The organism is Amorphoplanes friuliensis DSM 7358 (assembly GCF_000494755.1).
Lineage (GTDB): Bacteria > Actinomycetota > Actinomycetes > Mycobacteriales > Micromonosporaceae > Actinoplanes > Actinoplanes friuliensis.
Genome location: NC_022657.1, coordinates 5,156,741 through 5,175,952 on the forward strand (window position 1 = coordinate 5,156,741; position 19,212 = coordinate 5,175,952).

Here is a 19,212-nt window from a genome sequence, read left to right on the forward strand (position 1 = left end):
ATAACCTGGTGTGACGGCTGTCCGGTTCCGGGTGCGCCGCCCGCAGCCGCGGGCCGTGGTGCTGGTCCGCCGTGCGCTCCTGCTGCTGGTCGTGGCGGCGGCGGTCGGTGTCGGCGGGGCGAGCGCCTGGGCGTACTGGACGGCCGGGGCCGCGCCGGGTGGTGCCGGCTCCGGGATCGCGGCGTCGGTCAACCTCGCCACCACGCCGACGGTCAGCAAGTACGCCGCGCAGGCCGTGCAGGTCACCTGGCCGGCGGTGACCCTGTCGAACACCGTCGCGGTCGACGGTTACGTCGTCACCCGGTACAACTCCGTGACGCTGGCCACCCAGACGGTGCTCTCCGGCTGCGCCGGCACGATCACCACCCTCACCTGTACGGAGACAGGCGTGCCCACGGGCAGCTGGCGGTACTCGGTGCACCCGGTGATCGGCACGAACTGGGCAGGCGCCGAGAGCGGGCTCAGCACCACCGTGTCGACCGCCCCCGCCACCCTGACGCTGGCCCAGACGCTGTTCAAGGGGCCGTTCCCGATTGCCACCACCGGCACGATCGCGGGTTTCGGGGTCAACGAGGCGCTGAGCTACCGGCTGGACGCGGCGACCCCGCTGACCGGCTTCCCGACCGTCGTCGACGTCACCGGCAGCGCCCCGATCTCGTCGTTGAGCATCCCGTCGGCGGCCGAGGGCCCGCACACCGTCACGGTCACCGGCGCGCACGGCTCGACCGCCACCACGACGATCACCATCGACACGGTCGCCCCGATCCCGTCCGCCGTGCTGTCACCGGCCGGGAACGGCACCGGCTGGAGCACCACCCCACCGGTTCAGGTGTCTCTCTCGGCGATCGACGGCACCTCGGGTGTCGCGGCGATCAGGTACACGCTCGACGGCACCGATCCGACCGTCTCCGGCACCGCGATCACCTACAGCGGGCCGTTCCCGATCTCCGTGGCGACAACCGTCCGCTACTTCGCGACCGACCTCGCCGGCAACGCCTCGACCGTGGCGACACAGATCGTGAAGTTCGACGCGGTGGCACCGGCGAACTCGATCACCCTGACCGGCGCGACCGGGGCGAAGCTCACCGGCACGACGATCTTCTACCGGGGCAGCACGCCGGGCTCGTTCACGCTGACCAACGCGGTCTCCGACGCCCTCTCCGGCCCGGCGTCGAGCAGCACCGTGCTCGGCGGCACGAGCACCGGGTTCACCCACGTGGCGTCGACGGTCAGCACACCCGCCGGCGGCCCGTACGTGAGCAACACCGTCAGCTGGGCCGCCTCGACGAGCAGCGCACCGACCGCCACCGTGACAGGCGCGGACGTGGCCGGCAACACCACCGCGACGGTCCTCGGCCTGGTCAACGACTCGACGGCACCGGCCGGTGGCAGCGTCGACGCGACCGGGCTCGTCGGCACCGGCAGCCGTTACTCGACCTCCACGTCGCTCAGCGTCGCCTTCGCGAAGGGCACGGACACCGGCGTGGGCCTCGCAACCGGGACACTGCTGCAACGCGCGACGGCCACGCTCTCCAACGGCGTCTGCGGCACCTACGGCACCGCGACCACGCTCGCCACCGACCCACCGTCCTCCCCGTACGCCGACACGGTCGCCGACCAGGCCTGCTACCGCTACCAGTACGTGGTCGCCGACGGCGTCGGGAACACCACGACCTACCTCGGTGGCGACGTCAAGGTCGACACCACGGCACCCAGCGCGTCGACCTTCGCGTCCACGGCGTCGACCAACACGTTCGTCACCGGGTCGACGCTCTACTACCGCTCCAATGCGACGAGCGGCTCGATCACGCTGACGGCGACCGCCACGGACCCGGCGTCGGGCATCCTCAGCTACGCGTTCCCCGCCTTCGGCACCAACTGGACGTCGACCCCGGGAACCACGGGCATCAACACGTACGCGTGGAGCGGCGCCCCCGCGGCACCCGGCACGAAGTCGATCACGGCGACCAACAACGCGGGCCTGACCACGGGCGCCAACCTGACCGCGGTGAGCGACACGACCGCACCCACCGGCTCGGCGCCGACCTACACCGCGGGATTCCTGTCCAGCCCCTCGGTCTCCGTGACGATCCCCGCGGGCGCCGACACCGGCGGCAGCGGCATCAGCACGGCTCTCGGTGTGCTGCAGCGCAGGTCCGCACCGATGACCGCCGGCGTCTGCGGCACCTACGGCTCCTTCGCCACGATCGTCACCGGACCCCCCACCCCGTACGCCGACACGACCGTGGCCAACGGCACCTGCAACCAGTACCAGTACGTGTACTCCGACAACGTCGGCAACACCACGCCGTACGCGAGCTCGACGGTCGTGAAGGCACCGAAGTACTACACGTGCCAGGCGGCCATCACCGCCGACAACCCCGACGAGTACTACCAGATGGCCGAGGCCGCCGGCCCGACCGCGATCGACAGCTCCGGCAAGACCCGCAACGGCAGCTACACGGGCACGATCACGCCCGGAACCGTGGGCGCGTGCGGCAGCGGCGCCACGCTGCCGGGTGGTTCGGCCGGCTACATCGCGACCCCGACGCTGTTCGACAACCCCACGGTGTACAGCCAGGAAGTGTGGTTCCGGACGGCGACGGCCGGCTCGACCACCACCGGCAAGCTGATCGGTTTCGGCAAGGAGAAGACGGGCGGCAGCGGCAACTACGACCGGCACGTCTACCTGAGCTCGAACGGCAAGGTGAACTTCGGCGCCTGGAACATCCTGCTCGTCATCCCGCTGAACATCTCCATCAGCTCGCCGCTGTCCTACAACGACGGCAAGTGGCACCACGTCGCCGCCACCCAGTCCGGGTCCGGTATGAAGCTCTACGTCGACGGTGCCCTGGTCGCCAGCAACGGTGTGACGGCGGCCCAGAACTACACCGGGTACTGGCGGGTGGGCTGGGACAACCTCAACGGCTGGGGCTCCCAGAGCAACACCGACTACTTCAACGGGGCGATGAGCAACGCCGCCTTCTACTCGGCCGCGGAGCTGTCCGCGACCCAGATCTACGACCACTACCTCGCGGGCGCGGTGAGCACGAGCACGCAGATCGTCGCTCCGGCGATGGTGGCGTCGATCGCGAGTGCGCCGTCGGTGCGGACGCAGGCTCAGCCGCCGTCATCCTCGACCCGGGCGCCGTCCGTGACGGCCTCGCCGTCGCGTTCCGTGTCCGTGCCGCCGTCCGTCTCACCGTCGGTGCCGCTGTCGGTGTCTGTGCCGCCGTCCGTGCCGCCGTCGGTGTCCGTGCCGCCGTCGCCGCCTTTGTCTCCGTCGCCGTCGGTGCCGGCCGGGCTCGGGACGACACCGGCGCCCATTCCTGAACCGGTCACCACACCGGCCGAGGCCGGCGCGGCGCGGTCCACCCCCGAGCCCGCAGCCGGTTCCGTGCCGATGTCCGGCTCGGAGCCGGAACCCCCGCCGGCTTCCCCGCCGGAGGTCACCGCGCCCGGGTGAGCGACCGCAGGGCCTCGCCGAGGATCGCCGCACCGGCCGGGAAGGCCGACGGATTCGGGCCGCTGTAGTTGAGGCGGAGGAACGGGGCCGCGGGCTCGGCCGGGAACCATTCGCCGCCCGGGGCGACGAACAGGCCGGCCCGCTCGCAGTCGAGCACGAGCTGCTGCACGTCCGTACCGTCCGGCAGGCGTACCCAGAGATTCAGGCCGCCGGACGGCACCAGGGTGAGATCCGCGGCCGGCACGTGCTCGCGCAGCGCGGTGACCAGGAGGTCGCGGCGTTCGCCGAGCTGGCGGCGCAGGCCGCGGAGGTGGGTCTGCCAGGCGGGCTGGGTGACGACGTCGAGGGCCGCGGCCTGCAGGAGACCACTGACGTACATCGACTCGGCACCACGGTCGGCGAGGAGGCGTTCGCGGGCCGGGCCCCGGGCGACGATCGCCGCGACACGGACGGCCGGCGACACGGTCTTGGTCAGTGACCGCAGGTAGACGACGTGACCCCGATCGTCGCGGGCGGCCACCGGCGTCGCGGTGGAGGTGATGCCGAAGTCGTGGGCCCAGTCGTCCTCGAGCAGGAAAGCGCCGTGCTCACGGACCACACCGAGGATCGTCTCGTGCACCTCCACCGGCCACTGTGCACCGGTCGGGTTGGCGTAGTTCGGCTGCGCGTAGAACAACCGCGCGGAGGTCTCGGTGAAGGCCCGGTCCAGCTCGGCCGGATCGGGCCCGGCGGGACCGCTGGGCACCGGCACGATCCGGACGCCGGTCTGCTGCGCAGCCTTGATCGCACCCCAGTACGTCGGTGACTCCATCAGCACCGGTTGACCGGTCCCGGCCAGGGCACGGAAGGCCGAGCTGAGCCCGCTCTGGCTGCCGGGCAGGACGATGACGTCGCTCGGCGCGGGCGCGGTGACCCCGGCCGGTGTCGCCGCGGCAAGTTCGGCGGCGAACCACGACTGCAGCTCCGGAAGGCCCGCGGTGGGCGTCCGTTCCAGGGCAGCATCGGTACGCGCGGCACGCGCGAGTGCCGCACGAACGAGCCGTCCGGGCAGGAGCTCCCGGTCGGGGTAGCCCGACTGCAGGGCGATGACGTCGTTCGGGCTGCTGCGCAGGGTCGTGGAGATCGGCCGGCTGCGGGTCCGCGGCGAGCGCAACGCGGCCGTCTGCCAGCCGTAGTCCGCCGGTCGCGCCGTGCGCTGCGCCCGGACGAAGGTGCCGACACCCGGCCGGCTCTCGATGAGCCCCTGACCGGCGAGAGTCCGCAGCGCCTGCTGCACGGTCACCGGACTCACCTGGTAGCGGGCGACCAGCTCACGCGTGGACGGCAGACGCGCGCCCGGGGCCGCCGCGCCGGCCCACGTCCGGAGGTCCGCCGTGATGCGGGCACTGCTACTGTCATTCATGACGGATCATAGTAGCGCTATCGTTGCCGACCCCCTTCCGCTATCACGTCCGGCGACGACCGGGTTGCGGTGGGGACTGCTCGGCGTGGTGGCGTTCTCGTTCACCGTCCCGTTCACACGAGTGGCCGTCGACAGCCTCTCCCCGCTGTTCATCGGTTCGGGCCGGGCCGTCGTCGCCGCCGTCCTGGCCGCCGCGGCACTGGCCGTCACCCGGCAGCGCCTTCCCCACGGCACGCAGTGGTGGCGTCTCGCGGTGGTCGGCGGTGGCGTGGTGGCCGGTTTCCCCCTCCTGACCTCGTACGCCCTGACGACCGTCCCGGCGACCCACAGTGCTGTGGTCATCGCCGTCCTGCCCGCCGCCACGGCCGTCCTGGTGGTGCTCCGCGGACGCGAACATCCGCCGCGGGCGTTCTGGATCGCCGCGGGCACCGGCGCCGTGGCCGCCGTTGCGTTCGCCTCCGCCCAGGGTGGCGGCTTCGGCCACCTGCACTGGGCCGACCTGCTCCTCTTCGGAGCCGTCCTCGCCGCCGCGATCGGGTACGCGGAAGGTGGCCTGCTCGCCCGCGAACTGGGCCCGTGGCAGACGGTCTCGTGGGCGCTGGTGCTCTGCTCACCGGTGATGCTCGCCCTCGCGGTCACCTCGGCGATCCACGAGCCCCCGCACGCGACACCGGCGCAGTGGGCGGCGTTCGCCTATCTCGCCGTCGTCAGCATGTTCCTGGGCTTCTTCGCCTGGTACCACGGGTTGTCCCTGGGCCCGATGGCTCAGGTCAGCCAGGTACAACTCGTCCAGCCGGTTCTGACGATCACCTGGGCGGCCCTGCTGCTCGGCGAGAACCTCACCTGGACCACGATCGCCGGCGGTGCCGCCGTTGTCCTCTGTGCGGGCGGCGCCGTCCGGGCACGAATATCGGCGACCGCGGCGGAGAATTGCCGCCCGCAGCGCCGACAATCGCGCGGCAAGATCGACGAATTGCGATAACGGGAACACGAATAGTTGTTTTTCCGGCCGGTTCGACCGTGCCCGAAGGAACGTTCAGCAGATCCGCTATGGTGACGACAGTGAGGGCATTCACCGGATGCCCGGCCGCATTTTTCAGGAGCGACCTCGATATGGCAAAAACGATCGTCACCTTGCTGACCGACGACATCGACGGCAGCAAAGCGGACCGCACCCTGGAATTCGGCCTCGATGGCGTGGCCTACACCATCGACCTTTCCGACAAGAACGCCGGGAAGCTTCGTAAGGCGCTGGACCCGTTCCTCGCGGCGGCGTCCCGCATCGGCCGCAGCAATACCTCGGGCCGTATCGCCTCGCGCAGCACTGCCGCCGCAGCGCCGAGCCGGGCCAATCGCGAGCAGAACCAGGCCATCCGGGAATGGGCCGGCCGGAACGGTTTTGAGGTCTCCGAGCGGGGCCGCATCCCGAGCTCGGTCGTCGAGGCGTTCCACAGCAAGCGCTGATCCTCTCCGGCCGGCGGCGCGGCCGGCGACGGTCCGCGCTGCCGGTTCCGGCCGTCTCCATTAGCATTGCCGCGTTCTCCCAGCACCCCTGAGACGAGGCGATATGCGGTGGTTCCGGCTCGGGCCGGGCAGGCAGCAGGTCCAGCAGGATCCGGACCGGCAGGCCGCGCTGCTCCACGACATCCGGCAGCGTTTCGGCCCCCACGTGCAGGTCAGGTTCACCGACCAGGCCCGCGAGGTCGCGCACGCCCTCAACGGCGACGACGGCCTGTTCGCGGCGGCCACCGTGCTGCGCGACTTCGCCGACGCGGCCGCCTCGGACATGCACTCGCAGGCCGCGGCCAATTACCAGCGCACCGGCCGCGGATTTGCGGTCGACCGCCGCAACTACCGGCCCGCGTGGAAAGCCGCCGGGCCGGAGCTGCGGTGGCCGCTGTTCGCGCTGCCGTGCGGCTTTCATCCGTACGTGCACGTGGCCGGGGCTGTACTGGTCGTCGGCGCCAACGCCAAACGGATCACCAAGGTGATGGATCCGGACCCGCTGCTCGTCCACCTGTTCGAGGTCCTCGACCTCACCGTGGCCGGCTGGGAGTTCGGCAACGTCCGGGTGGACGCCGACATCGCCGGCCTGGCGCTCGCGCTGGTCTCGACCACCCGTGACCTGCGCGCGGCCATGGACGAGCCGCCTCCGCTGCCACCGGCGGTCCGCGAGCTGATGCGGCGCAACAACACCATCACCGTGCTCGACCTGAGCGGACACGGTGTCGCCGCATTCAACCCGGGCAAGGAGATGCGCGAAGCCCTCCTGGCATGAGTCTGCTCCCGGAACGCGGCCCGGTCCGGACGCTGGCCGTCGCCACGCTGGTCAACACCATCGGCAGCGGGCTGTGGATGACCTCCAGCGCGCTGTTCCTGACCCGTTCGGTGGGCCTCTCGGTCACGCAGACCGGTCTGGCGTTCACCCTGGTCGCCGTGGTCAGCCTGGTGACCAGCACACCGGTGGGTTACCTGGCCGACCGGCTCGGGCCGCGCGGTGTGGCGATCGGTGGCATCACGGCCCTCGCCGTCCTCGAGCTGGGAATGGTCGAGGTCCGCTCGATGGCCGGCTTTCTCCTGGTCGCGGCGCCGATGGCGGTCTTCGACGCGGCGCAGCGGGCGGCCCGCGGTGCGATCATCGGCAACGCGGTGCCACCCGACCGCCGCGTCTACACCCGCGCCTACCTGCGGTCGGTCACCAACGTCGGCATCACGGTCGGTGCGGCCGTCGCCGGCATCGGCCTCACTGTGGACACCCGGACCGCCTACCTGTCGCTGATCGTCGCCGACGCGGTGACGTACCTGCTGGCCGCCGCCGTCCTCACCCGCCTGCCAGCGGTGGCGCCGGTCCCCCGGGCCGCCTCCGGACCGCGGCTGACCGCCCTGCGTGACCGGCCGTTCCTGACGTTCGTGGTGCTGGACGGTTTTCTGGCCACCAACTTCGGTCTCTTCGAGGTCGCGCTGCCGCTCTGGATCGCCGGCCGCACCGACGCGCCCCGCTGGATGATCTCGGTGGTGTTCGTGGTCAACACCGTCACCGTCGTGCTTCTGCAGGTCCGCGCGTCCCGGGGCACCAGCACGCTCACCGGGGCGGCGCGCGCCTCCCGCCGGGCCGGGTTCGGCCTGCTCGCCGCATGCCTGATCTTCCCGCTCACCGACGGTACGCGGCACCTGACGACCATCGTGCTGCTGATCGTCGCCGCGCTGGTCCACGTCTTCGCCGAGATGTGGTACTCGGCCGGCGGCTGGGGCATCTCCTTCGGGCTGGCCCCGGACCACGCCCACGGCCAGTACCAGGGGACGTACGCGATGGGCCACCAGTTCGGACAGATGATCGCCCCGGCGGCGGTCACCACGCTCGCCCTCGGCTGGGGCGCGCCGGGCTGGTGGGTGCTCGGCATCACCTTTGCCGTGGTGGGAAGTCTCATTCCGCCGGTCGTCCGCCGCGCCACCGCGAGCATTTGATTTCTCCCCCGGAAATGGCCATCGCCCCTTTTGCCGGAGGCCGGTATGGTGCACCGATGAATCGCACCGCGCTGGTCACCGGAGCCTCCTCCGGCATCGGGCAGGCAACAGCGGCCGCCCTCGCCGCCCGCGGTTACCGCGTCCTCGGCACGAGCCGTCACCCCGAATCCCTTGCGGAAGGGCAAAGAGCACCCGGGGTCGAATATCTGCCCCTGGATCTGACCGACGACAACTCGGTCGACGCGCTCGCGGACCGCCTCACCGAGGTCGACGTGCTGGTGAACAACGCGGGCGAAAGCCAGTCCGGACCGTTCGAGGAACTGCCCGCGGACGCCCTGCGCAGACTCTTCCAGGTCAATGTCGTCGCCCCGGTCCGGCTGACCCAGCTCGCCCTGCCGGGCATGCGCAAACGCGGTTACGGCCGGGTCGTGATGGTCGGTTCCATGCTCGCGTCGTTCCCCCTCGCCTACCGTTCCTCGTACGTCGCGAGCAAAGCGGCCCTGAAGGGCTTCAGCAACGCCGCCCGCCACGAACTGTCCCCGTTCGGCGTGTGGCTGACCACGGTCGAGCCCGGCTCCATCAACACCGGCATCAGCGAACGCCGCACCCGGTACGTGAACCCGGACTCCCCGCACCGTCCCGACTTCGAAACCATGCTGTCCGCCCTCGACCGCAACGAGCGGGACGGTGTGCCCGCGGGCCGCGTCGCCTCAACGATCGTCCAGGCAATCGAAGCGGCCCGACCCAAGCCCCGGTACGCGGTGGGGAGCAACGCCCCGCTGGTCTTCGCCCTGCGCCGCATCCTGCCCGCCGGCCTCACCGAAAAGCTGATCCACCGCCGCTACGGCCTCCCCCGCTGACCGCGCCGACGCCGTGACCTGTCCTGTTGCTGCGGCACGAGGCCGATGATCACCGGCCGAGCCAGTCCAGGCCGGTCGGGGAGATCTGCGCGGCTTCGGCCACGGTCACCAGGTTGTCGAGGGTGATCGAGCCTTCGCCGATCAGCGTCATCAGCCGGCCGTGGCCGAGGTCGACCACCAGGTAGGTGAGGGACTGACCAGCCAGGTCGGTGCGTACCGGGTGGCGTGCCGGGTGACCGGCGACCGTGAGCTTCTTGCCGCCTTTCGGGGCGTCGGTGGTCGTCCCGACCGCGACGGACAGGCTGCCGGCCTCACCACCGGTCGCTTCCGGACCTGCGAAGACCTCACTCCGCCACGTGGCCGGCCGTGCGCCACTGACGGAGAAGCCGGTGGCTGCCCAGCCGTCGGGAAGCCGCGGCAGGGTCAGCGGTGCTGCGAGCGTACCGGGAACGGGCTTGACCGATCTGGCCATGCGCAGGAGGTCCGGCTCGGAGATCGCGAGCTGGTGCGCGCTGATCATCAGCCAGGTGTGCGGGCCGGGTGACCAGCTCACGGACGACTTCGGATCGTCGAGACCGCCGTAATAACCCCGCACACCGCCGATGTCCACGGCGCGGCCGTCGCGGTTCATCACGGCGGCCGGGTCCGGCACGTCGGTCCGGATGGAGAAGATCAACTCGGCGCCGCCCCACGGGTCGCCGGGCCCGACGTCCTTCTTCCAGACCCGGTCGAGAATCGGCCCGGTGGGGTCACCCACGAACGCCGACCGGATGTGCTCGGCAAACCCGGACGGCACCCACGACGGCGCAAACCCGAGCCGGAACTCCGGCAGCGGCGCCGGCCCGGGCTCAACCCGCGGGGTGACCGCCACGGAAGCCGGTGCTGCGATCTGCGGCGCGGGCCCGGGCCTCTCCGCGGTCAGCACCGGAACGGTGACAGCCGCTGCCCCCACCGCGACGACAACAGCCCCGATCATGCCCAGTCGGCGCCGGCGGTGCGCCCGGGCAACCTTGACGGGTAGCGCAGACCGGATCCGGTCCTCCGCGGCCACCTGACCGGCGAGGTGCGTCTGCGTCTGCCGTACCAGATCCTCGATGTTCACAGCTTCTCCCCGGTGGTCGTGAGTGTGGCCGGCAGCGCCTGCTGCAACGCGGCCAGGGCACGGGCAAGGTGGGTGCGGACGGTGACCGTCCGGCAGCCGAGAATCTCCGCGATCTGATCGACAGCCAGATCCTCGTAAAAACGCAGAGCGATCACGGCCCGCTGCCGGGGCGGCAACCGCGCGATCAGCCGCAACATCGCATCCCGGTCATCCCGCTGCGCCGTCGGATCCGGCATCGGCGGCAACAACCCACCCAGCGTCTCCGCCGCCAGCGGAACCGAATTGGCCGCCCTCCGCCGCCGCAACGACAAGAACTCGTTGACAACCATGCGCTTGACGTACAGCTCCGGCGCATCGAGCCGCCCGATCCGCCCCCACCGCAACTGCGCCCGCACGAGAACGTTCTGAATGATGTCCTCAGCCAGATGCGGATCCCAGGTGACCACGGTGGCGTACCTCACCAGGCTCCCCAGGCGGGCGGACACGAACTCTTCGAAGGTCACGACAGCCAAACGCTTCCGCCGCCCCGGGATGATGACAAGCCGCCCGACCCACTTTCCCGCGGCCCGCGCTGCCGCCCCGATCCGATTCCTACGGCTAGCGCTGACCGCCGAACTCACTTTCGGCGCCTGCGATCCCGAGCTTGGTCACCGGACTTCCTTTCCCGCGGCCCCGGCACCTCCCCGTAACCCATCGAGGGCGCCCGGCCACCTCCTCGCGGTCCCACAAGCTGCCCGGTCCGCTCCCCTGCCCGCTTCGCCGGCTGCGGCGTCGACTATCCCTCGGCCCGCACAGGTCGCCCGGTCCGTTGCGGTGCGGCCCGCAAAGGTCGCCCGGTCCGTTGTGGTGCGGCCTGTGCTGGCCGCTTGCGGCCACGACGGGGTCGATCACGTCGCGCGGACGACACGATGGGCGTCACGCGACGTCCCGCCACGGAGGTAACCGATGCGTCTGTCCCTGTCCGGGTCCATTGTGGTCATCTTGCTGCTTGCTGGTGGGTGCAGCAGCACGGACAAGCCGCCGGCCGCTGCGCCTTCGGTCAGCGGCTCGCCGTCTGCCACAACTTCGGCTGTTCCTTCTCCGGCCCCATCGTCGAAGGCGCCGTTTGCTGCGGCTGATGGGACCAATCTGAAGGCCTGTGCTGACGGCGCCTGCGAGGTCATTGTCAGGAGCGGTGATTCCGTCCCGGCGGCTGGTGGGCTGGGGAAGGTCAAGATTTCGGTACGCGGTGACGAGGTCACGATCTCGAAGAAGACGGCGGACGGGTTCACCAGCACGCTCACGGGGACTCCCGGTCTTGTTCAGCAGATCAACAAGCAACTCTTCCTGATCGTCGCTGTTGAGGACGGCCGTGCCGTCCTGCGGATGGCCCTGAGCTGACGTCTCCTATTGCTGGTCCACGACGTAGGGAGTGCCCGGGCAGCGCAGGCAGGCGAAGATGCGCAGTGCACCCCATCGGCCCACGACAACACCGGTCGGCTGGGCGGACGACTCGGGGTCGGGATCGTCGGCCGGGCGCCAGCGCTCGCGGGACGTGCTGTCGAACTCCTCCGAGTCGATCACCAGGAGAAGGTCGGCTGGTTCGGCGCAGACCGGGCAAGGGGTTTCTCCCAGGCCGGTGAGACTCCAGTCGGCGTAGCCGCCGACCTTCCAGCCCGGGGCCATCGCCACGTCGACGTAGGTTGCCTCGGGCCACTTGTCGTCCCAGGTGTCGACGCGGTCGAGGAGATCCTGCGGGAGCTCCTCCGGGAACGGATATTCGACGACCTGCTCCGGGTGCAGCCGGCACGGGCGCGGGACCAGCGCCTCACGACCGATCTCCCCGACCGGCGGGACGGCGGACGGTGCCGAGATGCCTGCCTCGTGACGCCAGCGCAGGTGGAGGACGGGGCCGGCCGGTTGGGTCGCGTGGTCGCCGGGGCACCAGAGAACTTGCAGCAGGTCGGCGCCGTCCGGGCGGGGCAGGTCGGGGATGTCGGACGCGCGGAGCTGGGCCACCGCGACCATCGGGTTGGGAACGGGATGGGGTCTCGCCGCGTAGCGATGGCCCATGACCGGACCGTCGCCGAACGAGCCGAAGCCGGTGTAGCCCTCGCCGACGAACCGGGCGATCTCGGCTCGCACCTCGTTCTGCTCCCGGGTCAGCACGGGCTGCTGCTCCCGGTTGGCGTCGGCGGCGCGTAGACGCTCCAGCAGCTCGTCCGGGAGGGGAACGTCCTCCCGCACGAGAACGGGTGTGGTGCAGGTCGGCCAGGGCTCGTCCGCCGGCCAGCGCAGCGGCCCTCCGATGTGGCTTTCGGCGGCCGTGACGGGGCCGGGCCGCGGGTGCAGGCGGGTGGTGGTGCGCGCGAACGCGGTCAGCTCGGGGAGGTGGGCGAGGAACTCCGGGGGCGGAGGTGGAGTGATCACGGGCGTGTCCTGCCGGTGCGAAGGTCGGCGTGCGCGGTGCGGAGTGCATCCAGCTGGGCATCGGTGCCCGGCGGCGAGAGTTTGTCGAGCTCGTGCCAAGCCTGGTCGAGGGCCTGCTCCAGGCCGGCGTGCTGGCGGCGGAGGTCGGCCCGCAGCGTCTCGATACGCCGGATCCACCCGGCGGCGGACTGCTCCGACGCCCTCTCGCGAGCCGGCTCCGCGGCCGGCGCAAGACTCCGGGCCGGGCTTGCGGCCCCGGCTCGATGCGGCACTCCGACCAGACCGGACGCCCCGGTCGGGCCCGGAGCCCGGGCCGACGGCGAGGGTGCGGCCGGGGCCGGAATCGGGACGATGGCGGCCAGAGGGCGGCCCTTGTCGGTGACCACCGTGGTCTGTCGGGTCAGGCCGGCGAGGCGCGCCAGCTGGACGAAGCGGGTCCGCGCCTCGGCCAGCGGCAACTCCAGGCGGGGAGCGGTTGTCGGTACGGCAGGCTCAGCCATGCCCCGCATGATGCCGGTCCCCTGTGACATTTTCCGGCGCGAAGATCGGGCGGCCGTCGATGCTGAAGCCGTTCTTCACGCGGCGGTACTCCGCGAGGTCCTCGTCGGAGCGGCGTTCGTGGGCGCGGGTGAGCAGGTCACGGTCGCCTTCGTAGGTCATCAGGGGGACGGCGTAGCCGCACGAGTCGCTGATCCGTGTGACGTCGACCTCGATGATGGAGCGGACGCCGTGGAGGTCCGGTGGGGCGGGGAACAGCTGGACCAGTTCGGCGTACCCGGGGTCGGTGACCGGGACCGCGCGGCCGCGGCCGTGGAGGCGGACGATGTTCGGCGGGCCCTGGAAGGCGCAGAACATCAGGGTGATGCGGCCGTTCTCGTGCAGGTGGGCGATCGTTTCCGCGCCGCTGCCGTGGTAGTCGAGGTAGGCCACGCGGTGTTCACCGAGCACGACGAAGGTGCCGCCCATGCCTTTGGGTGAGACGTTGACGTGCCCGCCGGGCCCGTCGGGGGCGGTGGCCACGAAGAACATCGGCTGCGCTTCGATGAAGTCGCGCAGCCGTCCGCCGATCTCCTCATGCAGCTTCATGGTGCCCATCCTCCAGGGCCCGGGCAAGGGCGGCCGGGTCAGGCGGCGACGGGCACGGCGGCCCCGCGCCGGCGGAACGCGTTGCGGATGACGAAGACCCAGCCGATCAGCGCCGCGATGCCACCGACCACAAACGCGGTGACCAGCAGATACGTCGATCCGCCGGTGGTGGCGAACACGCCGTTGCGCGCACCGGTGTCGAGGGCCTCGATGGTCCTGCCGGTGGTGAACGCGTCCGGTTCGTCGTACAGGATGATGTCGGTGCGGCTGCTGCTGCCGTCGGTGGCGGCCCACGAGCCGACGAAGTTGCAGGACCGGCGGCTGCAGTCCTCGCGTTCGGCGGTGAACGTGCCTGTCGCGCCGCTGCCGTTGTGCGCCTGCCAGGCCGGGACGAGGTCGAACACGCCGAACATGAAGCCCATGGTGGCGATGACCGGGAGTCCGACCCAGAGGAAGAACTTCATGCGCCACTCGCTGATTTTGCCCAAGATACCCACGGCGGGGAAGGTTAGGACACGAGCGCTTCTCGCGCTGCCCCGTTCCTGACGCGGGCGGCGGCGAAGGCCCACGCGGCGAGCACCACGACGATGCCGACCTCGCTGATCGTGAGGACACGTTCGACGGCGCCGAGCGGGATCGCCCGCCACCAGGCCACGTCGGTCCACGGCTGCGCGACGATCGCACCGACGATCGGCAGGAAGGACAGCAGTGACCACACGCCGAGCCCGAGGGTCCAGGTGGCGTGAGCACGCCACCGTTTGTGCCGGCGCCAGGCGCGCCCGATGAGCAGCGCTCCGATCGGCAGGCTGAGGAACGCCACGACGCTCGCGATCCGGTGGATCGTTCCGCCGGCGCTGGGCCCGACCGCCCAGTTGTGCTTCGGGAAGTAGACGACGACGGCCAGCGCGGCGCTCCACAGCACCAGCGAGACCGCACCGCCCGACAGCGGCGGGAACAGCCCGGCGCCGAGGGCCGCCAGCAGCGTCGCCACCGACCCCGCGGCCAGGATCAGCACCGCCACGTTGAAGACCGGTCCGGCGTCGGTGAGCGCATATTCGCTGATGGTCCGCCTGTACGGGCTGACGGCCGACGACGGCGGGACCACGTGCAACGCTCCGAGCAGCAGCACCGCCACACCGACCGCACCCATGCCCGCCACTGCCAGCAATCTCACGATCGAGATGCTGCCAGGCGTACCTGTGATTATCCCGGACGTGGCGGGCGTACCAGGGTCATGATCTGCAGCGCGACGATGAGCAGGAGCACCGCCGTCGTTGTCCACAGGCCCCAGCCGAGGTGCACGACCTCACCCGCCCGCCCGTCCAGGTCGCGGCCCTCGACCGACGGCAGATAACTGCCCATGAGCAGGAAGAACTCGGCCGCCTCGGTCAGCTTCGCCCTGATCAGGTACGCCATGACGGCCACCAGGGCGAGCGCGGCCACGGCGGCTCCGGCAGCGACGGCCGCGCGTACCCGTACCCGGCGGATCAAGGGTGTGGCAGTGGCCGCGAGCAGAGCAGCGACGGTGAGCAACGCCAGGATCTGCACGCCGCGCGGCACAGCGACGTAGAGATCCGCGCGGTCCTGCTGAGCGGGCGACAGTGCCAGACCGCCGTCGGCGTCGAGGTGCTCGTGGGAGACGACCAGGTCGGCGCCGCTTATCGACGTCCCGAGGGTGCCACCCGACGACGCGGAGTCCGGAGGCACGTCGCACGATGCCGTCGCCAGCGGCAGGACCAGGAACAGCAGCAGAGCCAGCAGGAACCCGGCCGGCGTGATCCTGCGGGTGACCGTCTCGTTCATGACCGGCAATCTAGGGGCCACCACCCGCTCCGGACCCGCCGTGACCGCAACCGGCCACGGCGGGCTTTTCCCCCGGTACGACCTAGCAGCCGATGCCCTTCTCGAAGCCGCGGGGCAGATCGTCGTCGGCGATCTTGTCGGCGACGTCCCAGAAGACCTCCGGCCAGTCCCCCTCGGCGTTCATGTCGTTCAGCACCTTCCAGTTGCGGCTGCTGCGGAGCGCGGCGCTCGCCTTCCCGGCGGCGTCCTCGTCCTTGGCCTCCTTGGCCCGCTTCCACTCGGCGACCCAGCCGCAGCCGACCAGGCCGGTGACCTTGGCGCCGAACTGGTACGGGTCGTTGGAGCCACCGTCCTCGAGGACGCTGAGGTCCAGTCCCGGCGGGAGCGGCACGTCGGCGAGCACCTTCTTCGCGGCGTCCTCGACGCGGCCGGGCGTGACGATGCTCGACGGGAGCGCCGCCAGCCAGGTGCGGACGTCGACGTGCTTGATGACGGTGAGCACCTGGTCGAAGGTCTGCCGCGTCCAGGCCTCACCCGTGCGCAGCTCGACGAACGTGCCGTCGCGGGGGGTGAGCATGACCGCGAAATCCGAGGCGCTGTAGGTGAACAGATCACCGGCGCGCCCGTCGACCTTCACGCGCTCCGGCGCACTCACCCCGAGGCGGTCCTTGTGGTAACGGTCGTACTGCTTCGCCGGGTACCAGTTCATCTCGAGCTTGCGGCCCGCGTTCTCGAACTGGATCGCACCGTCCTTCTTCGAGAAGCCGTAGACGGTGGTGACCTTCCAGCCCGGTTCGCCGATCAGCAGACGCGGGGTCTTCTCGGCGGCCTGCAGCACCGCGGCGGAGTAGACCAGCACGGTGTCCGCCGGGGCTGTCGTCGACGGCACGACGGGATTGACGCGGACGTCGTCGGAGCGTTCCCGCAGCGCGGCCGAGGCCGCGAAGACGGTGGTGACGACCGCGGCGGCGGCCAGGGCCGCGACGGTACGCCAGGCAAAACCGCGGCGTTGAGTATTCGGTTGGGACACGATCTCCTCCAGGAGGATCTGCTCCGCCCCGTCGAGGCGCCCGATGACCTCGCTGCGGTAGGGATCGGCGTCCCGGACCAGGCGGTCGAGGTGTTCGTCGGTCATCTGCCCTCCTTCGGGTTCGGTGCGGTCAGGACGTCGAGTTCATGTCCGGGTGGATGGAGATCGTCACCGACGAGTTCGCGGAGTTTTGCCCGCGCCCGTGAGAGCCGGGTGCGGACGGCCTCCGGCGTCACCTGGAGCACCGCGGCCACCTCCCGGGGCTGCAGGCCTTCCCAGATGGTCAGCGTCAGCACCTCGCGGTCCAGGTCACCCAGCCGGGCGAGCGCCGCCTGCACCGTGAGCCGCTCGACCACCTCACCCGCGGGGTCGGCGGTCACCACCGCGGCCAGCCGCTGCCGGAGCCGGTCGCCGAGACGCTCCCGCCGGACGCCACCCCGGTGATGGTTGGACAGGACCCGCCGGGCAACGCCGTAGAGCCACAGCCGCGCCTCGTCACCGGGCGGCAGCTCGTGCCCCCGCCGCCAGGCGATCAGGAACGTCTCGGCGACGACGTCGGCCGCGTCCTCGTGCTGCTCGACACGCCTCACCGCGTACGCCAGCAGCGGCGCGAAGTTGGCGGCGTACATGCGCCGGAAGCGGTCCTCGTGCTCGGTCGCGGACTTCACATCCACCCCATGTCCGGTCGGGGACCCATCGTGACAGGAAAACTTTCCGGATCTGATGTCGAGAATCCGTGACCGGCTGCGTCCCCGGTCGTGAACGCGGCGACAATGGGTCGCACCAGCACCGAGGAGAATCACGATGGCAAAGTTTCTGCTGCTCAAGCACTACCGCGGCGCCCCGGCGGCGGTCAACGACGTGTCGATGGACAAGTGGACGCCGGAGGAGATCTCGGCGCACATGCAGTACATGCAGGACTTCGCGGACCGGCTCGAGAAGACCGGGGAGTACGTCGACGGTCAGGCGCTGGCCCCCGAGGGGATGTTCGTCCGTTACGACGGGGAGGGCCGCCCGCCGGTCACCGACGGTCCGTTCGCCGAGACCAAGGACCTGATCGCCGGCTGGATGATCATCGACGTCGACAGCCAGGACCGGGCGGTCGAGCTGGCCGGGGAGCTGTCGGCCGCGCCCGGGGCCGGCGGCCGGCCGATCCACGAGTGGCTCGAGCTGCGGCCGTTCCTGACCGAGCTGCCCACCATCTCGGAGTGACCGTTCCGGTGGACGAGCTCCTGCTCCGGAGCCTCACACCGGGCGTTCTCGGCATCCTCGTCCGCCGCGGGGCAGGCTTCGCGGCGGCCGAGGATGCCGTGCAGGACGCGCTGGTCGAGGCGGTCCGGGTGTGGCCGGACGACCCGCCCCGCGACCCGAAGGGCTGGCTGGTCACCGCGGCCTGGCGCAAGTTCCTCGACGCGACCCGGGCGGACACCGCCCGGCGCCGGCGCGAGGACCTCGTCGACGACGAGCCCGCGCCCGGACCGGTGCCGGCGAGCGACGACACGCTGCAGCTCTACTTCCTGTGCGCGCATCCGTCGCTGACCCCGTCGTCGGCGGTCGCCCTCACCCTGCGCGCCGTCGGCGGGCTGACCACCCGGCAGATCGCCCAGGCCTACCTGGTGCCCGAGGCGACCATGGCGCAGCGCATCAGCCGGGCCAAACGCACCGTCTCGGGCGTCCGCTTCGACCAGCCCGGGGACGTCGCCACCGTGCTGCGCGTGCTTTATCTGGTCTTCAACGAGGGTTACTCCGGCGACGTCGACCTGGCCGCCGAGGCCATCCGGCTGACCCGGCAGGTCGCGGCCGCGATCGACCACCCCGAGGTGGCGGGGCTCCTCGCCCTGATGCTGCTCCACCACGCCCGGCGCAACGCCCGGACAGCGCCGGACGGCAGCCTGGTGCCGCTCGCCGAGCAGGACCGCAGCCGGTGGAACACCACGATGATCGCGGAGGGTGTCGAGATCTTGCAGGCGGCCCTCGCCCGCGACCGGCTGGGAGAGTTCCAGGCCCAGGCCGCCGTCGCTGCCCTCCACGCCGACGCACCGGCCGCCGCGGAGACCGACTGGGTGCAGATCGTCGAGTGGTACGACGAGCTCATCAAGCTGACCGGCAGCCCGGTGGCCCGCCTCAACCGGGCGGTGGCGGTCGGCGAGGCCGACGGCCCCCGCGCCGGCCTGGCGGCGCTCGCCGCGCTGGACGACTCACTCCCCCGCCACACGGCGGTGTCGGCCTACCTCACCGAACGCGACGGCGACCTGCCGAAGGCGGCGCGGCTCTACGCCGAGGCCGCCCGCCAGGCACCCAACCTCGCCGAACGCGACCACCTGACCCGGCAGGCCGCCCGCCTCAACTCCCGCCTCTGAGCAGGCCGGCCGACAACAGGCCGGCCAGCAGCAGACCGACCGGCAGCAGACCGACCGACAGCAGACCGGCCAGCAGCAGACCGACCGACAGCAGACCGGCCAGCAGTAGACCGGCCGGCAGCAGGCCGACGTGGAGAGTCAGCCCGCGACGACTGGATCGCTAAGGCCCAACTTCAAGGAAGTCGGGCGAAGGCCCAACTTCAAGGAAGTCGGGCGAAGGCCCAACTTC

At 71.0% G+C, this 19,212-nt stretch carries 20 protein-coding genes; 9 read left to right on the plus strand and 11 right to left on the minus strand.

What is annotated here, in order from left to right; translation table 11 throughout:
• The first annotated feature begins 10 nt into the window (after window positions 1-10).
• Window positions 11-3,466 (plus strand): LamG-like jellyroll fold domain-containing protein, encoded by a 3,456-nt coding sequence (locus AFR_RS43855; RefSeq protein ID WP_023363624.1) that lies wholly within the window; start codon window positions 11-13, stop codon window positions 3,464-3,466.
• On the opposite strand, the gene AFR_RS23980 is transcribed toward AFR_RS43855, so the two are convergent.
• Complete coding sequence (locus AFR_RS23980) at window positions 3,450-4,868, minus strand: aminotransferase-like domain-containing protein (protein WP_023363625.1); 1,419 nt, start codon at window positions 4,866-4,868, stop codon at window positions 3,450-3,452. The two genes, AFR_RS43855 and AFR_RS23980, sit on opposite strands and share 17 nt — an antisense overlap.
• A 64-nt stretch (window positions 4,869-4,932) precedes the next feature.
• Between AFR_RS23980 and AFR_RS23985 the strand changes: the two genes are divergently transcribed.
• The 5 genes from AFR_RS23985 to AFR_RS24005 all read left to right on the plus strand — a co-directional run bounded on the left by AFR_RS23985 (window position 4,933) and on the right by AFR_RS24005 (window position 9,193).
• Window positions 4,933-5,850, plus strand: coding sequence for a DMT family transporter (locus tag AFR_RS23985; protein WP_238547126.1), 918 nt, complete (start codon window positions 4,933-4,935; stop codon window positions 5,848-5,850).
• A gap of 131 nt (window positions 5,851-5,981) precedes the next feature.
• Entirely contained in the window at window positions 5,982-6,332 is a 351-nt protein-coding gene (locus AFR_RS23990) for a histone-like nucleoid-structuring protein Lsr2 (RefSeq protein ID WP_023363627.1), read from the plus strand.
• 103 nt (window positions 6,333-6,435) lie between these two features.
• Window positions 6,436-7,146, plus strand: a complete 711-nt coding sequence (locus AFR_RS23995) for a hypothetical protein (protein WP_023363628.1) — start codon at window positions 6,436-6,438, stop codon at window positions 7,144-7,146.
• On the plus strand, window positions 7,143-8,333 hold the full coding sequence (locus AFR_RS24000) for an MFS transporter (protein WP_023363629.1): 1,191 nt from the start codon (window positions 7,143-7,145) through the stop codon (window positions 8,331-8,333). Before AFR_RS23995 ends, AFR_RS24000 begins: the two co-directional genes overlap by 4 nt.
• Window positions 8,334-8,389: 56 nt before the next feature.
• The gene (locus AFR_RS24005; protein ID WP_023363630.1) at window positions 8,390-9,193 is read left to right on the plus strand and encodes an SDR family oxidoreductase; all 804 of its coding nucleotides are present in this window, start codon (window positions 8,390-8,392) and stop codon (window positions 9,191-9,193) included.
• Between the two features lie 49 nt (window positions 9,194-9,242).
• Here AFR_RS24005 and AFR_RS24010 read toward each other — a convergent pair whose 3' ends face one another.
• A complete protein-coding gene (locus tag AFR_RS24010) occupies window positions 9,243-10,295 on the minus strand; it encodes a hypothetical protein (RefSeq protein ID WP_023363631.1) in 1,053 nt (350 codons plus the stop codon).
• The gene (locus AFR_RS24015) at window positions 10,292-10,741 is read right to left on the minus strand and encodes a sigma-70 family RNA polymerase sigma factor (protein WP_338012101.1); all 450 of its coding nucleotides are present in this window, start codon (window positions 10,739-10,741) and stop codon (window positions 10,292-10,294) included. Before AFR_RS24015 ends, AFR_RS24010 begins: the two co-directional genes overlap by 4 nt.
• A gap of 499 nt (window positions 10,742-11,240) precedes the next feature.
• Between AFR_RS24015 and AFR_RS24020 the strand changes: the two genes are divergently transcribed.
• Window positions 11,241-11,675: a hypothetical protein gene (locus tag AFR_RS24020; RefSeq protein WP_023363633.1), complete on the plus strand. Its 435-nt coding sequence runs from the start codon at window positions 11,241-11,243 to the stop codon at window positions 11,673-11,675.
• A 6-nt stretch (window positions 11,676-11,681) separates the two neighbouring features.
• Here AFR_RS24020 and AFR_RS24025 read toward each other — a convergent pair whose 3' ends face one another.
• The 8 genes from AFR_RS24025 to AFR_RS24060 all read right to left on the minus strand — a co-directional run bounded on the left by AFR_RS24025 (window position 11,682) and on the right by AFR_RS24060 (window position 17,291).
• Window positions 11,682-12,704: a hypothetical protein gene (locus AFR_RS24025; RefSeq protein ID WP_023363634.1), complete on the minus strand. Its 1,023-nt coding sequence runs from the start codon at window positions 12,702-12,704 to the stop codon at window positions 11,682-11,684.
• Window positions 12,701-13,204: a hypothetical protein gene (locus AFR_RS24030; protein ID WP_041842626.1), complete on the minus strand. Its 504-nt coding sequence runs from the start codon at window positions 13,202-13,204 to the stop codon at window positions 12,701-12,703. Before AFR_RS24030 ends, AFR_RS24025 begins: the two co-directional genes overlap by 4 nt.
• Entirely contained in the window at window positions 13,197-13,790 is a 594-nt protein-coding gene (locus AFR_RS24035) for a pyridoxamine 5'-phosphate oxidase family protein (protein WP_023363636.1), read from the minus strand. The genes AFR_RS24030 and AFR_RS24035 overlap by 8 nt, the downstream gene beginning before the upstream one ends.
• A gap of 38 nt (window positions 13,791-13,828) precedes the next feature.
• Window positions 13,829-14,287 (minus strand): hypothetical protein, encoded by a 459-nt coding sequence (locus AFR_RS24040; RefSeq protein ID WP_041841084.1) that lies wholly within the window; start codon window positions 14,285-14,287, stop codon window positions 13,829-13,831.
• Between the two features lie 11 nt (window positions 14,288-14,298).
• Window positions 14,299-14,964, minus strand: a complete 666-nt coding sequence (locus AFR_RS24045) for a DUF998 domain-containing protein (RefSeq protein ID WP_202963946.1) — start codon at window positions 14,962-14,964, stop codon at window positions 14,299-14,301.
• 29 nt (window positions 14,965-14,993) lie between these two features.
• Entirely contained in the window at window positions 14,994-15,593 is a 600-nt protein-coding gene (locus AFR_RS24050) for a hypothetical protein (protein WP_023363639.1), read from the minus strand.
• An 82-nt stretch (window positions 15,594-15,675) separates the two neighbouring features.
• Window positions 15,676-16,728, minus strand: coding sequence for a hypothetical protein (locus AFR_RS24055; RefSeq protein ID WP_023363640.1), 1,053 nt, complete (start codon window positions 16,726-16,728; stop codon window positions 15,676-15,678).
• Window positions 16,725-17,291, minus strand: a complete 567-nt coding sequence (locus AFR_RS24060; protein ID WP_023363641.1) for an RNA polymerase sigma factor — start codon at window positions 17,289-17,291, stop codon at window positions 16,725-16,727. Before AFR_RS24060 ends, AFR_RS24055 begins: the two co-directional genes overlap by 4 nt.
• 136 nt (window positions 17,292-17,427) lie before the next feature.
• Here AFR_RS24060 and AFR_RS24065 point away from each other — a divergent pair, with 136 nt between their 5' ends.
• Together AFR_RS24065 and AFR_RS24070 are read left to right on the plus strand one after the other, a co-directional pair.
• Window positions 17,428-17,835 carry a YciI family protein gene (locus tag AFR_RS24065; protein WP_023363642.1) on the plus strand — a complete coding sequence of 136 codons (408 nt, stop codon included), beginning with the start codon at window positions 17,428-17,430 and terminating at the stop codon, window positions 17,833-17,835.
• 8 nt (window positions 17,836-17,843) lie between these two features.
• Window positions 17,844-18,983: an RNA polymerase sigma factor gene (locus tag AFR_RS24070; RefSeq protein ID WP_023363643.1), complete on the plus strand. Its 1,140-nt coding sequence runs from the start codon at window positions 17,844-17,846 to the stop codon at window positions 18,981-18,983.
• Window positions 18,984-19,212 lie beyond the last annotated feature (229 nt).

Bases quoted from the DNA above. Each gene is read 5' to 3' on its own strand.
- AFR_RS23980 (WP_023363625.1), bottom strand. From the start codon at position 4,868: ATGAATGACAGTAGCAGTGCCCGCATCACGGCGGACCTCCGGACGTGG.
- AFR_RS23990 (WP_023363627.1), top strand. From the start codon at position 5,982: ATGGCAAAAACGATCGTCACCTTGCTGACCGACGACATCGACGGCAGC.
- AFR_RS23995 (WP_023363628.1), top strand. From the start codon at position 6,436: ATGCGGTGGTTCCGGCTCGGGCCGGGCAGGCAGCAGGTCCAGCAGGAT.
- AFR_RS24000 (WP_023363629.1), top strand. From the start codon at position 7,143: ATGAGTCTGCTCCCGGAACGCGGCCCGGTCCGGACGCTGGCCGTCGCC.
- AFR_RS24005 (WP_023363630.1), top strand. From the start codon at position 8,390: ATGAATCGCACCGCGCTGGTCACCGGAGCCTCCTCCGGCATCGGGCAG.
- AFR_RS24020 (WP_023363633.1), top strand. From the start codon at position 11,241: ATGCGTCTGTCCCTGTCCGGGTCCATTGTGGTCATCTTGCTGCTTGCT.
- AFR_RS24030 (WP_041842626.1), bottom strand. From the start codon at position 13,204: ATGGCTGAGCCTGCCGTACCGACAACCGCTCCCCGCCTGGAGTTGCCG.
- AFR_RS24035 (WP_023363636.1), bottom strand. From the start codon at position 13,790: ATGAAGCTGCATGAGGAGATCGGCGGACGGCTGCGCGACTTCATCGAA.
- AFR_RS24050 (WP_023363639.1), bottom strand. From the start codon at position 15,593: ATGAACGAGACGGTCACCCGCAGGATCACGCCGGCCGGGTTCCTGCTG.
- AFR_RS24055 (WP_023363640.1), bottom strand. From the start codon at position 16,728: ATGACCGACGAACACCTCGACCGCCTGGTCCGGGACGCCGATCCCTAC.
- AFR_RS24065 (WP_023363642.1), top strand. From the start codon at position 17,428: ATGGCAAAGTTTCTGCTGCTCAAGCACTACCGCGGCGCCCCGGCGGCG.